General features: G+C 74.4%; 9 protein-coding genes and 1 pseudogene. 5 read left to right on the forward strand and 5 right to left on the reverse strand.

Annotated features, from left to right (window positions below; translation table 11 throughout):
- Nucleotides 1–18: 18 nt before the first annotated feature.
- Nucleotides 19–1,209: a hypothetical protein gene (locus ACFOX0_RS05110; protein WP_377542345.1), complete on the reverse strand. Its 1,191-nt coding sequence runs from the start codon at nucleotides 1,207–1,209 to the stop codon at nucleotides 19–21.
- Nucleotides 1,210–1,524: 315 nt separating this feature from the next.
- Here ACFOX0_RS05110 and ACFOX0_RS05115 point away from each other — a divergent pair, with 315 nt between their 5' ends.
- Both ACFOX0_RS05115 and ACFOX0_RS05120 read left to right on the forward strand, forming a co-directional pair.
- A complete protein-coding gene (locus ACFOX0_RS05115; RefSeq protein WP_377542533.1) occupies nucleotides 1,525–3,345 on the forward strand; it encodes a hypothetical protein in 1,821 nt (606 codons plus the stop codon).
- Nucleotides 3,345–5,240, forward strand: a complete 1,896-nt coding sequence (locus ACFOX0_RS05120; RefSeq protein ID WP_377542346.1) for a hypothetical protein — start codon at nucleotides 3,345–3,347, stop codon at nucleotides 5,238–5,240. The genes ACFOX0_RS05115 and ACFOX0_RS05120 overlap by 1 nt, the downstream gene beginning before the upstream one ends.
- A gap of 20 nt (nucleotides 5,241–5,260) precedes the next feature.
- Here ACFOX0_RS05120 and ACFOX0_RS05125 read toward each other — a convergent pair whose 3' ends face one another.
- Nucleotides 5,261–7,066, reverse strand: coding sequence for a hypothetical protein (locus ACFOX0_RS05125; RefSeq protein ID WP_377542347.1), 1,806 nt, complete (start codon nucleotides 7,064–7,066; stop codon nucleotides 5,261–5,263).
- 113 nt (nucleotides 7,067–7,179) lie between these two features.
- Between ACFOX0_RS05125 and ACFOX0_RS05130 the strand changes: the two genes are divergently transcribed.
- A complete protein-coding gene (locus ACFOX0_RS05130; protein WP_377542348.1) occupies nucleotides 7,180–8,499 on the forward strand; it encodes an outer membrane protein assembly factor BamB family protein in 1,320 nt (439 codons plus the stop codon).
- Between the two features lie 11 nt (nucleotides 8,500–8,510).
- On the opposite strand, the gene ACFOX0_RS05135 is transcribed toward ACFOX0_RS05130, so the two are convergent.
- A complete protein-coding gene (locus ACFOX0_RS05135) occupies nucleotides 8,511–9,740 on the reverse strand; it encodes a C39 family peptidase (RefSeq protein WP_377542350.1) in 1,230 nt (409 codons plus the stop codon).
- 170 nt (nucleotides 9,741–9,910) lie between these two features.
- Between ACFOX0_RS05135 and ACFOX0_RS05140 the strand changes: the two genes are divergently transcribed.
- Both ACFOX0_RS05140 and ACFOX0_RS05145 read left to right on the forward strand, forming a co-directional pair.
- A complete protein-coding gene (locus ACFOX0_RS05140; protein WP_377542351.1) occupies nucleotides 9,911–10,597 on the forward strand; it encodes a response regulator transcription factor in 687 nt (228 codons plus the stop codon).
- Nucleotides 10,594–11,748: pseudogene (locus ACFOX0_RS05145) on the forward strand (sensor histidine kinase); the annotation flags it as partial. The gene ACFOX0_RS05140 and the pseudogene ACFOX0_RS05145, both read left to right, overlap by 4 nt.
- Nucleotides 11,749–11,867: 119 nt before the next feature.
- On the opposite strand, the gene ACFOX0_RS05150 reads toward ACFOX0_RS05145, so the two are convergent.
- The gene (locus tag ACFOX0_RS05150; RefSeq protein WP_377542352.1) at nucleotides 11,868–12,884 is read right to left on the reverse strand and encodes a DUF2637 domain-containing protein; all 1,017 of its coding nucleotides are present in this window, start codon (nucleotides 12,882–12,884) and stop codon (nucleotides 11,868–11,870) included.
- 268 nt (nucleotides 12,885–13,152) lie between these two features.
- Nucleotides 13,153–13,566, reverse strand: a complete 414-nt coding sequence (locus tag ACFOX0_RS05155) for a winged helix-turn-helix transcriptional regulator (RefSeq protein WP_377542353.1) — start codon at nucleotides 13,564–13,566, stop codon at nucleotides 13,153–13,155.
- Nucleotides 13,567–13,616: the final 50 nt, after the last annotated feature.

Here is a 13,616-nt window from a genome sequence, read left to right on the forward strand (position 1 = left end):
GGGCCGGCGTGGTCCGCCTCAGCGCTCCTGGTCGACCGAGCGGAAGTACGTCTTGTCCGGCGTGGCCAGGCTGATCGTCTGAGTGGGGTCCGGCTTGTGGATCACCACGAGGCCGGGCCGGTCGATCACCGGCGTGGTGCCGGGCGGCAGCGACAGGTCGCTGTCCGGTGCGGGCCGCCAGACCAGCACCGCGTACGCCTGGCCGCCGACCGTCAGCTGGTAGACCTGGAGCATGTTGACCCGGTCCGTCCGGGACATCAGCGGGGCCGCCCCGGGTGCCCGCAGCACCACCGCGGTCATCACCCCGGACTCGGTGCGCCAGGTGAGCTCGCTCAGCTCGGCCGCCGGTGCCGCGCCCAGCGTCACCGTGCCCAGTTCCCGGGCGGCGACCCGGTCGATGGGCCAGGACGCGGGCGGCATGCCCGGCGCGAGCTTGCCGACGATGCGCCGGTCGATGCTGCCGAACGGCCCGTCGTCGCCGGCCAGCGCGCAGGTGTCCAGCCCGGCCAGCGCCTTCGTGGCGGTGTTGGCGTCGTCGCCGACCAGCGGGTAGCGCGGATCCCGGGTGCCGGTGCCGAGGTCGACCACCCGCTGCGCCGGCACGCCCTGTGGCAGCGACGTGGTGGCCCGCAGCGACGCGGTCAGCGTGACGGGCGAGCAGGCCGGTACGGCCACCGGCCCGGTCAGCCCGTCGGTGACCGGCAACGGCTGCCCGGTCGGGCCGAGCAGCCGGTCCACCCGGGCCGAGGTCAGGTAGTGCCGCCCGTCGGCCAGTTGGACCGGCAGCACGTCGGAGTAGACGAGGTAACCCGGGTCGGTGTACTCGGTCGCGTGGACGACCCGCAGGTCAGTGCCCTGACCGGCGAGTTGCAGCAGCCAGGACGCCCCGTTGCCGGGCACGTCGGCGGCGACCAGGGCCAGCCGGGAACCACCCGCCTCACCGAGCCAGAGGATCCCGGAGGCCGGCAGGTAGGCCCGGTCGTCGACCGGGGTGCGCCACTGCCCGACGACCCGGCCGACCGCCGCGGTCGCTTGTGGATCCGCCGCCAGCCCGCCCCGCGCCGGCCAGACCCTCAGTTGGCCGTCCAGGGTGTCGTACCCGGCCCGGATCGTCGCCGGCTGCTGCTGGGGGATCTTGCCGCAGCCGCCGACGAGCACCGCCAGCACCAGCGCCGCGCCGAGCAGGCCACGACGGCCGTTCGAACCCACGTCTGTGCCCCCTGCTCTCTGCCCGGCTCCTCGCCGCCCGGCGCTGCGGAAGCCACATCGTACGCAATTCGCGCCGGATGGCGGGCGGCGCCTCGGTAAGCTCCCGGTATGGTGCGACCGCACGACCACGCGCGGAGCGGTGATTCCGGCCCCCGACCGGTGCTCGGGTAGACTCCGCCGACTGTGACGCCTGCCGAGCCCCGTCTCGAAACCACGTCGGACCCGAAGGAACCCGGGTCCCGCGGGTCCGTGGCCATCGACGGAAGGACGACGCAGGTGTCGGTGGCCGAGCCGGCCGACGAGCCGACCGGGCGGATCCTCGACGAGCCGGCCGAGCCGGACCGCCGACCCGCCGAGCCGGCCACCGCGGCCGACGGGCCGGCGCCGCGTCCCCGCCGCTGGCCCACCCGACGCCGGGACCTGACCGTCCTCGGCTGCTTCCTGCTCGCCGCCGTCTGGGTGACCAGCCAGATCTGGCTGAACCCGGCCGGCCGGGTGGCCCGGCTCTACAGCAGCGACCCGGCCCAGGTGCAGTACTTCCTGGCGCACTCGGTGCGGGTGGTGCTGCACGGGGAGTTCCCGTTCTTCACCGACCGGTTGAACTACCCGGACGGCGTCAACCTGATGGCGAACACCGCGATCCTCGGGCTGGGCATCCCGATGGTGCCGGTGACCCTGCTGTTCGGGCCGGCCGTCTCGTTCGTGCTGCTGGTGACGCTGGCCCTGGCGGGGACCGCGTTCGCCTGGTACTGGGTGCTGTCCCGGCACGTGGTCCGGACCCCGTTCGCCGCCGTGGTGGGCGGCTGGTTCCTCGGCTTCTCACCGGCGATGCTGTCGCACGCCAACTGGCACCCGAACATCATTTCGCAGTTCCTCCTGCCGTTCATCGTCTGGCGGGTGATCATGTTGACCCGCTCCACCCGGCCGGTACGGGACGGCCTGGTGCTCGCCCTGCTGGTCACCTACCAGGCGTTCATCAACGAGGAGATCCTGCTGTTCACCGCGCTCGCCTGCGGTGTCTTCCTGATCGCCGTACTGGTCCAGGAGCCCGGCCGGTGGTCGGCGGCCTGGCGACCGGTGGGCGTCGGGGTGCTGGTCTGCGGGGTCGTCACGGCGGCGCTGCTGGCGTACCCGCTGTACACCCAGTTCGTCGGGCCGGGCGCCTACCACGGCCTGAGCGACACGGTGCGGAACTACGGCAACGACGTGGCCGCCTTCTTCAACCCCGGATCGGCGACGCTGGGTGGCAACGAGCGCGGCAACGCCGACCTGGCCCCGAACTACTCCGAGGAGAACGCGTTCTTCGGCTGGGGACTGATGCTGCTGTCCATCGGCATCGTCTGGTGGCTGCGCCGGGACCTGGTCGTCCGCGCGCTGGCCGCCACCGGGCTGTTCTTCGCCGTGCTGTCCCTCGGCGAGCAGGTGTCGTACTGGAACCGCGGCGCGGTCTGGGGTCCGTGGGACCTGCTGGTCCGGGCGCCGCTGCTGGACGCGGTGGTGCCGACCCGGTTCGGCCTGATCACGACCGTGACGATCGGTCTGCTGCTGGCCAAGGCCGTGGACCGGGCCTGGACCCTGCCGGTGGCCCGGCCGCGGACGGTCCGCCGGCTGGTCGCGGCCGGGCTGGCGGTCGCCCTGATCCCGATCTTCCCGGTCCCGCTGCGGGTGGGCTACCGGCCGGCGCCGCCGAAGTTCATCACCTCCGGCCAGTGGGAGCGCTACGTCCACGACGGCCAGACCGTGGTGCCGATCCCGGTGCCCGACATGGGACACACCAACGGGATGCGCTGGGCCGCGGTGACCGAGCTGAGCTTCCGGATCCCGGGCGGATACTTCCTGGCCCCGCGCAACGGCAACACCGGCGACCCGGGCCGGTTCGGCGGCCGGCCCAGCGGCGTGGGCGATCTGCTCGCCGACGTCGCGAGCACCGGCCGCAGCGGCACCCTGACCGATCGGGAACGCCGCCGCGCCCTGGACGAGCTGCGCTACTGGCGGGCGGCGATCCTGGTGCTGCCGCTCAAGGAACACAACGCCGAGGCGCTGCGGCGTACCGTCGAGCAGTTCGCCGGTCCGCCGCAACGGGTCTCCGACGTGTGGGTGTGGGACGTCCGGGCCCTCACCGGCGGCACGAGCTGATGGACGGGTCGGCCGCCGCCGACGCGCCGGCCACTCCGGTCGTACCCGGGAAGGCGCCCGCGCCGGACGACGCCCCGCCCGCGTCCGACGCCCCGCGCGGACCGACCGGGCCCGACGGGACCGACGGGACCGACGGGGTGTCCGACGGCGCCGGGGCGGGGCGGCGCCGGTGGGGCCGACCCGGGCCGGTCGACGTGCTGGTGCCGGCCGGGTACCTGCTGTTCGCCGTGCTGCTCAGCCACCGGCTCTGGTGGCAGCCGAACCGGATGGTCTACGCCGACAACGACCAGATGCTCTTCCAGTGGATGCTGGCCCGCGCGGCGCGGGCGGTCACCCACCTGGAGAATCCGCTCTACAGCGACCACCTGGGCGCGCCCGACGGGCTCAACCTGATGGCGAACACCTCGGTGCTCGGCCTGGGCATCCCGCTCGCGCCGGTCACCCTGGCCTTCGGGCCGCAGGTCACGTTCCTGGTGATCCTGGTCGGCTCGCTGGCCGGCACCGCGACCGCGTGGTACCTGTTCCTCGCCCGCCGGCTGGTCCGCTCCCGGGTCGCCGCCGCCCTCGGCGGGCTGTTCTGCGGGTTCGCGCCCGGCATGATCGCCCAGGCCTGCGGCCACCTGCACATGATCGCCCAGTTCCTGGTGCCGGTCATCCTCGCGGTGGTTTTCACCCCCGCCGCCGGGCGGCCGGTCCGCCGCGGCGTCCTGCTCGGCGTGCTGGTCGCCTACCAGGTGTTCATCGGCGAGGAGGTGCTGGTCTTCCTGGTGCTGGCGGCCGGCCTGTTCACCGTGGCGTACGCGGTCGCGGACCGGGCCGCCGCCCGTCGGTTGGCGGTGCCGTTCCTGGGCCGGCTCGGGGTCGGCGCGCTGACCGCGGGCGCGCTGTTGGCGTACCCGGTGTGGTTCCAGTTTTTCGGCCCGGGCCACTACCGCGGGCTGCCGTTCGAACCCAGCTCGTACGTGCTGGACCTCTCCTCGTTCAGCGCGATGGCCCGGATGTCGATCACCGGGCACGACGCCGTGCCGGGGCACCTGTCGCCGAACATGACCGAGGAGAACTCCTTCTTCGGGCTCGGCCTGCTCGTGCTCTGCGCGGTGGTGACGGTCTGGCTGTGGCGCCGGCCGATGGTCCGGGCGCTGGCGGTGTGCGGCGTGGTGTTCGCGGTGCTCTCGCTCGGCCCGCGGATCCGGTTCAACGGCCGGCTGACCGACTTGCCCGGCCCGTACCGGTTGGTGGCTGACCTGCCGCTGATCGACCTGGCGGTGCCGGCCCGGTTCCCGCTGGTCTGCGTCCCGGTCATCGCCGTCCTGTTGGCCCTGGCCACCGACCGGGTGGTGGCCCAGCCGCGCGGCGGGCCGGCGCCGGTCCGACTGCTCTGGACCGGGGCGCTGCTGGCCGCCCTGCTGCCGCTGCTGCCGACCCCCATCCGGGCGAAGCCGGTCTGGCCGGTGCCGGACTTCGTGGCCACCGGCGAGTGGCGGTCGTACGTCCCACCGGGCCGGACCCTGGTGCCGGTGCCGCCGATCTCCGGCAGTGAGGCCACCGTCGGGATGTACTGGTCGGCGCAGACCGGGCTGGCCTTCACCGCGCCCGGCGGTTACTTCATCGGCCCCCGGGGCGAGCGGGACCTCGCCGCCCGCTGGAGCTCGCCGGACCGGCCGACCTCGCTGCTGCTGGAACGGGCGGCCGGTACGGGCACCACCCAACCGGTCACCGACGCCGACCGCCGGCAGGCCGTCGAGGACCTGCGCCACTGGCGGGCCGCCATCGTCGTGCAGGGCGGCCTGACCTACGGCACCGCCGTCAAGGAGACCCTGGACGCGCTGCTCGGACCCGGTCGGATGATCTCCGGGGCCTGGGTCTGGGACGTCCGCCCGCTGGTCGACGGCTAGCCCACCAGCGTGGTCGACGGCTAGCTGACCAGCGAACGGACGTCCCAGAGCCAGACGTCGTCGACCCGCTGCGGCTGGCCCAGCAGACCGGTCACGGTGTCCCGCAGCAGCGCCTCCTGCGGGTGGGCGCCCAGCACCACCACCGAGGCCCGCCAGTACCTGAGGTCCTCCACCGCCTGCCGGCGGTTCTCGTCCGTGATCCGCGGCACCTGGTTCTTGTCCATCGCCGCGTAGACCAGGCCGCTGGTCGGTCGGGGGGCCGCGCCGAAGATCCCCTCGCCGGTCGGGCTGGGGCCGATGAAGTAGCCGCCCGGGACGGGGAACTCCTGCAGCGTCAGCGCGCTCCAGCGCAGCGTCGGCAGGCCGTGCACGTTGCTGGGGGTCGGCACCGGGACGAGGGTCCGACCGGCCGGCACGTACGGGCGCCAGCCGCCGGACATGATGAAGTGCGGCGGCAGGTCGACGTGCTCGGCGGGCAGCGGCCGGGGGAACAGCGGCAGCAGCGCGAGCGCGATCAGCGCGTACGCCGGGAACCGGAGCGCGGGCCGCGTCTCCGCGCGCAGCCTGGCCTGTTCCCAGGCCAGGGCGACCAGCACGCCGACCGCGCCGACCACGATCAGGCTGAGTCGGGTGGGCATCATCATCTCGACCAGCGGCAGGTCGTCCGAGAGGTAGTGCCACACGCCGTGCGCCCCGGTGTCCTCGGCGTTCAGCCGCACCTGCGGGCCGAGCGCGGCGAGGGTGAAGACCACCGCCAGCACCGTCGCGATCCGCGCGGCCAGCGACACCCGCCACAGCAGTACGGCCACCAGCAGCACCAGGATCACCAGTGGCCAGCCGAACCAGGTGTTCTGCTCGGTGAGCCCGATGGTCTTCTCCACCTCCGGGCTGCCCGCGACGGTGTCCCGGGCGAACGTGACGAAGGCGGCCAGGTCCTCGCCCCAGTTGTGGAACACCCCACCCTGCAGGCCGCGGTACGACTGCGGACCGTCGAACTGGAACCAGATCGGGTACGCCGCGAGCACCCCGGTCAGCGCGCCGCCCACCCCGAGGGAGAGCAGGAACCGGCGCGACCGGGCCACCGCGTCCGACCACCGCTGCACCGCGTACGCCAGCACCAGCACCAGGCAGGCCAGCGCGGTGAGCAGCAGCATCTCCTCGTTGATGAAGATCTGGTACGTCACCAGCAGGCCCAGCACCACGCCGTCGCGCCACCAACGCCGGTCGGGCAGGCCCAGCCGGGTCACCCGGGCCACGATCAGCGGCAGCAGGAAGTTGGAGGCGAAGTTGGGCTGACCGTTGGCGTGGTGGATGATCCCCGGCGCGAAGCCGAGGAACGCCCCGCCGACGAAGGCGGCCCCCCGCGAGCGGACCAGGTACCGGGACAGCACCCAGTACGAGGTGCCGGCGGTGGCCGCCAGCGCGGCACCCAGGTACAGCGTGTAGGACACCTGCGGGCCGAACAGCATGGTGATCGGCGCCATCGGCAGGGTGACACCCAACAGCGACGTGTTGGCGATCATGTTCACGCCGTTCGGCACGTTCTGCCGCAGGGTGAAGAGCGGGTTCTCCAGGTGGCGTACCGAGTAGGCGCCGTGCGCGAACAGCCACTCGAACCAGCTGTGGTCGGTCGGCAGGTGCGAGGAGACCCGGTGCTGGACGTCGACCCAGTAATTGGCGCACACGAAAACGCCCAACAGGACGTACGCTCCGATGGCCAGGAGGTCGGCGCGTGGGGGCGGGCGGAACCGCCCCCGGGTCCCGGGCTCGTCGGCGCCGGGGTCGGGGTCGGCGTCGGACTGATTTGTTACGACCGGTACAGCCACGACGCGCCATCGTACAGGCGGGCCGTTTCCGGCTTCCCGTACCGGGTGACCCGTCCCCTGCGGGGCTGACCCGGCCGCCAACCACACCGGCGCCGCGGGTCAGGAGGTGCGTGGTGACGATCATCGAGCTCGGCGAGGCGTACGGTGCGGAGCCGGTCGAGCCACCGCCGCCGGCGGTCCGCCGGCGTGGGCTGCGCCGGTGGGGCTCGGCCGCGGTGCTGGCGCTGCTGCTCGGCACCGTCGCGGGGGCGGCCCCCGCGCCCCGGCCGGTGCCGCTGGCCGGGATCGACGCTGCCCCCGGCGCGGCGATCGCGCTGGCCGAGGGCCGGCTGCTGGTGGTCGAGCCGCCCGGAGTCTCCGCCGAGCGGTCGACGACGGTGGCGGCCTACCGGCTGCCGGACGCCGCCCCGTTGTGGCGGACCACCCTCAGCCGCCCGTTGCCCGGCACCGTCCGGCTGGTCGGCATCACCCACGAGGTGGTGTTGGTCACCGCGGACCCACCGGTCAACTCGCCGTCGGGGGAGGCCGACGCGGTGGCGTTGACCGTCGGGACCGGTACGGAGACCTGGTGGGGGCCGCTGGGGGACGCGGCCTTCACCGCCGGTGGTGACCTCCTGCTGATGGACGGGGCGGACGGCGGTCTGCGGTTCCGGTCGGTGGCGGCACGGACCGGGGCCGAGCGGTGGTCGTACCGACTTCCGCCCGAGGCGATCTGGTCCGTGGGCGTCCGGCGCGATCGGGCCGTGGACCTGGTGGTGGGGCTGCCGTCCGGGCGGGTCGAGCGACGGTCGACCGACACCGGGGCGGTGCTGGCCGCCGCCGACCTGCCCCGGCCGGCGAGGGGGGAATCCGGGCCGAGCTGGGGGATCGAGGTGCTCGGGGACCTGCTGCTGGTGTCCGACGGCCGGGGCGGCCAGGCCGCGTACGGACTGGACCGGCTCGACCGGCGGTGGGAGCTCGACCTGTCGGGCAACGCCGGCGGGGGATGGCCGTCGGACTGCGGGCCGGTCATCTGCCTGGGGAGCCCGCCGCCGATCACGATCCGCGCCGTCGACCGGCGGACCGGTCGGCCGCTGTGGGAACTCGCGGACTGGCAGCCGTACTGGTCGGTGGGCGGCTACCTGATCGCCGCCCAGGAGACGCCCGGAGCGGGCGAACGGGGATCGAAGGCGGCGGTGGACGCCGGTTCGGGCCGGGTCACCAGCCGGCTGGACGGCTGGGACCTGCCGCAGCCCCCGGAGGGCGATTCCCGGCTGCTCGGCGTCCGCTACCTGCCGGACGGTGCCTGGCTGGCCGAGCTGGACCCGGCCACCGGCGCGAGCCGGCCGTTCGGCCTGCTGCGCGGCGCCTCCCGGGACTGCGTCCGCGGCCCGGGTGTGGTGGTCTGCCGCCGCTACGACGGCTCGATCGGCGTGTGGCGCCAACCCGCCTGACCGGGCCCGACCTACCAGTTGGCCTGTGCCGGGGCTGGCGGCAGCGGGGTGGTGCCGGGCCGGATCACGTACGCCAGGCCGCCCCGGGAGGACAGCCACACCGACTCGAACCGGGCCCGGTCCACCGCCTTGCGCACCGCCGCGTCGGCCGGCGACTTCGGGTCGTTCAGCACCGGATCGCCGGCCGGGGTGAAACCGACGAGCACCATCAGGTGCCCGGTGGTGTCGTAGTCCAGCCCCGGCACCTGACCCCTGCGGTAGGAGGCGGACACCACCAGCGGGATGCCGGCCGCGATGAACCGTTCCGCCTCGGCCAGCGAGCGCAGCCGGGTGACGAACGCGTCCAGCCCGTACCGGCCGGCGTAGGCGGTGTTGAACGACCAGTTGCCGGCTCCCGCGTAGGCGTAGTCGAAGCACTGCCGGGCGGCGTGGTCGACGCACGGGCGCGGGTCGTCCGGGCCGACCCAGGCGCACTCGTCGGGGCCCGGCCCGGTGCCCCAGTAGGCCAGCACCATCGCCGTCGAGGTCGGGCTGCACCAGGACCGGCCGCCGCCGTCCCAGCGCGGGTGGTGCCCGTCGTGCACGTCCTGGGAGAACGCCGGCACCGCCAGCGTCACCCCCCGCCCGGGGCGCGGGCCCCCGGTGCCGCCGTCGGGGCGGGTCCGCGCCGGCCCGGCCGGCGCCGCGCCGGGCGCCGCCGCGTCGCGGGAGGCCACCGCACCGATCGACCGCAACACCGGTACGTCCGCGCTGCCGACCGGCCGGTGCAGGGTGCACCGCAGCCACCACCCGCTCCACGGGCGGTCGGGTCGGGCGGTGAGGGTGTCGGCGTCCACCGAACCGTCGGCGTCGGCCTGCGCCGGCACCGTGGTACGCCGGATCACCGCGTCGTCGCCCGCCCACCGGGCCAGGGTGTACCACCCGGTCAGCGCGCCGGCCCCGGTACGCCCGCGCAGCTCGATCTCCACCCAACTGCCGCCCGGGGTGTCCGCCGTCCAGGACGGGATGACCTCGGTGGCGGCGAAGCCGGGGCGGACCTCGGGCGAGGTCCAGCTCGCCGACTCGTACCGGCCGGCCCGGCCGGTGTGCGGGTCGGTGTACATCCGCTCGGCGGTCGGCGCCGACATGGCCAGGCCGGCGGCGGTCGGCGCGCCGCCGCGCGTCGAGCCGGTGCCGAACTGCGCCGCCGTCCGGAAACCCCGGTAGGCGATGTCCGGTCCGGTCCGGGGATCGGCTCGCACGGCGGCTCCCTTCCGCGGGACGGGACGAGGGATGGCGGCGAGCTTTCCGTACCGGAAGGGTTTGCGCAACCGGCGGCCGGCCGGCCGGGGACCGGCGTTTGGCGGTCGCGACTAGGTTGTTCGTCAGGCACGGACGGTTGGCCGGCCGGCACGGACGCAGGGAGGCCGCGGTGCGGGTACTGGTGGTCGAGGACGAACGCAACCTGGCCGACGCGATCGCGCGCGGCCTGCGCCGGCGGGGGATGGCGGTGGACGTCGCCTACGACGGGTCCACCGGCCACGAGATGGCCTTCGTGACCCGGTACGACGTGGTGGTGCTGGACCGGGACCTGCCCGGCGTGCACGGTGACCAGATCTGCGCCGACCTGGTCTCCTCCGGAACCCTGACCCGGGTGCTGATGCTGACGGCGAGTGTCACGGTCGCCGACCGGGTGGAGGGGCTGCAGCTCGGCGCCGACGACTACCTGCCCAAGCCGTTCGCCTTCGACGAGCTGGTGGCCCGGGTGCAGGCCCTCGGCCGGCGGGCCACCCCGGCCGCGCCGCCGGTGCTGGCCGTGGCCGACCTGGTGGTGGACCCGGCCAAGCGCGTCGCCACCCGGGCGGCCGTGCCGCTGGACCTGACCCGCAAGGAGTTCGGCGTGCTGGAGGAGCTGCTCAAGGCCCGCGGCGCGGTGGTGTCCAGTGAGGAACTGCTGGAACGGGTCTGGGACGCCAACACCGACCCGTTCACGACCATCGTCCGGGTGACCCTGGTGACCCTGCGGCGGAAGCTGGGCGATCCGCCGCTGATCGAGACCGTGGTGGGCGCCGGCTACCGCATCCCGGACCCGTACCTGGCCGGTGAGGTGTCGGCGTGACCGTCTACCTGAGCAACCGGCGACCCCGGGTACGACCGACCCTGCGGTTGCGCCTCACCCTGCTCAACGGGGTGCTGCTGGTCGGCGCCGGCGCGATCCTGATCATGCTGGCCTGGCTGCTGGTCGACGACGCGCTGCGACCGGCCGACCAGTTGCGGGTCGGCACCACTGTGGAGTTGCAGGACGGCCGGACCCTGGACGCCCACCAGTGGCAGCGCCAGGTGGTCGACGCGGCCTCCCGGGAACTGCTGGCCAAGGGCATGGTGGCGCTGCTGGCGATCAGCGTGGTCGGGGTGGCCGGGGCGTACGCGGTGGCCGGCCGGGCGCTGCGCCCGCTGCACCAGGTGACGGCGACCGCCCGGCGGCTCGGCGAGGCCACCCTCGACCAGCGGATCCGCTACGCCGGCGCGGACGACGAGGTCGCCGAGCTGGCCGGCACGTTCGACGCCATGCTGGACCGGTTGGGCGAGGCCTTCGAGGCGCAGAAGCGGTTCGTCGCGAACGCGTCGCACGAGTTGCGTACCCCGCTGGCCGTGATGCGCACCGAGATCGACGTGACGATGGCCGACGACGAGGCGGACGTGACCGAGTACCGACGGATGGCCATCGTGGTGCGGGACGCCTCCGAGCGGGCCAACGGGCTGGTGGACGCCCTGCTGGTGCTGGCCCGCAGCGAGGCGCAGTCGGGCCGCCGGCTGAGCCGCAAGGTCCCGGTCGACCTGGCCGACTGCGCCACCACCGCGTTGTCCGCGATGGGCGGCGAGGTGAAGCGGCTCACCCTGAACGTCGACGATGCGCTGGATCCGGCACCGGTGGTGGGCGACCCGGGACTGCTGGAGCGACTGGCCGGCAATCTGGTGGAGAACGCGGTCCGTTACAACCACGGACACGGCCGGCTCTGGATACGCACCGGGTCCGGCCCGGACCACGCCTGGCTCACCGTCGGCAACACCGGCTTCGAGGTGGACCAGGCCGACGTACCGGGATTGTTCGAGCCGTTCCGCCGGGGCGGCCGGGAGCGGACCGGGGCCCGCGGTTCCGGGCTGGGGCTGTCCATCGTCCGGGCGGTCTGCGACGCGCACGGCGGCACGGTCAGCGCACTCGCCCAGCCGGGCGGCGGCCTGGAGGTCACCGTCACGCTGCCCGCCGCGCAGACCACCCCGGTCGCCGCGGGCACCGCCGCGGTGGCCGTCGTCGGCCCGGACCGGTCCACCGCGACCACGGACGCCGGTACGCCTTCCAGCCCCGGCTGACGAACCGGCGGGTGTCGTCAGGTGGTCAGCTGCGGCTGCTGGGCCTGGCGGCGGACCGCGCGGAGCCGGGAGATGGTGATGCCCAGTTCCTCGGCCACCTCCGCGTCGCTGGCGTGTGGCCGAGCCGCCTCGATGGCCGCCGCCAGCGCCGCCGTCTCGGCGACCGGCCGGCGTGGCCGGGCACCGGAAGGCTTGCCGCCACCGGTGACGACCGGCCGGCGGCCGATGGCGCCGGTGGGCCTGGCGGCGGGTTTGCGGCCGGCGGTGGCCGGCTTGCCCGCACGGGCGTCGGCGGATTTCCGGTCGGTGGCCGTCGCCCGTGGCGGCATCCGGTCCGAGTCGTCGTCGGACTCGGTGCCGGTGCCACCCTCCGCGGGGATGCCGGCACCGGTGGCGGCACCGGGCCCGGCGGGGACGTCGGCGCCGGTGGGGACGTCGGCGCCGGTGGGGACGTCGGCGCCGGTGGGGACGTCGGCGCCGGTGGGGACGTCGGCGCCGGCGGGGACGTCGGCGCCGGCGGGGACGTCGGCGCCGGTGGGGGTGCCTGCCGCCGTGGTGACCTCGGCGGGGAGGCCGGCCGCGGTGGCAGCGCCGGCGGCTCTGGCGTCGCGGGCGGCGCTGGCCTCGCGGGCGGCGGATTCGGCGGTGGAGATCCGGCCGCCCAACTCGACCAGGCAGATGCTGGCCACCACGATCAGCCCGTCGACCGACAGCGGGAGCAGGTAGGGGGAGGCACCGGTCTCACCGTACCGGGCCGCGACGCCGACCATGTGCCAGTAGGAGACCCAGGCGGCGATGCCGGCGATGGTCGCGGTGGCGGCCAGCCGGGTGAAGGCCAGCGACCGGCGGTGCACCGGCACCCGGGAGATCAGCTCGACGGTGAGCAGCAGGGCCAGCGGCGGCCAGGCCGCGATCGCCTGGCTGATCGGATTCTCCCGGGCGTGCAGGATGTTGGCGACCACCGACGCGGCGACCCCGAGAGCCAGGGTGAGGCGGACGGCCCAGCGGACACGTCGAAGCTGAGGGAGGTGCACCGGTCGCTCCTTGCGGTCGGTCGTTCCTTTCGGTCCCACGGGCCGGTCGGCCCGACAGTCGTCCGCCGCACGGCGGTGAGGCGGACCCGGCGACGTTACCAGGCATCGACCGGGCGGTATCCGTGCTCGTACCGTGCGTGACGGTCCGGCGACGTCCACCGTCCACGGACGGTTCACTGTCGACACCCGGCGGCGTGCGCACCGGCCGGAGGTCCGCCGGCAGCGGCGGATCGCAGGGGAGCACCGGGCCGGAAGCCGCTCCGTCCGGTCAGCGGATGCCGGCGCCGGGATGTTCCGCGTCCCATTCCCGACGTGCCCGGGCGATGACATCGCGGTGTTCGGCCGACCAGTCGGCGAGAGCCTTCACCAGGTGGGTGAGGCTGTGACCCACCGCCGTGAGCTCGTACTCGACCTGCGGCGGCACCGTCGGGTGCACGGTCCGGGTGACGATCCCGTCCCGCTCCAACCGACGCACGGTGAGCGTCAACATGCGCTGCGAGATACCCGGCGTGGCGCGCTGCAGTTGCCGGAAACGGCGTACGCCCCGGGCCAGTTCGACCACCACCAGGACCGACCACTTGTCCCCGATCCGGTCCAGCACCTCGCGGATCCCGCAGTCCTCGGTCGCGTCGCCGCACCTGACGACGGGTTCGGTGGTTACCGCCGTGTGCCCCACTGACATTGAAGTGCCTCCTTACCCCGTCCGGCGCGAACCCGCACGATGGTCCTGGT

It is taken from the genome of Micromonospora zhanjiangensis (assembly GCF_042650605.1).
In the GTDB taxonomy this organism is placed as follows: domain Bacteria; phylum Actinomycetota; class Actinomycetes; order Mycobacteriales; family Micromonosporaceae; genus Micromonospora_J; species Micromonospora_J zhanjiangensis.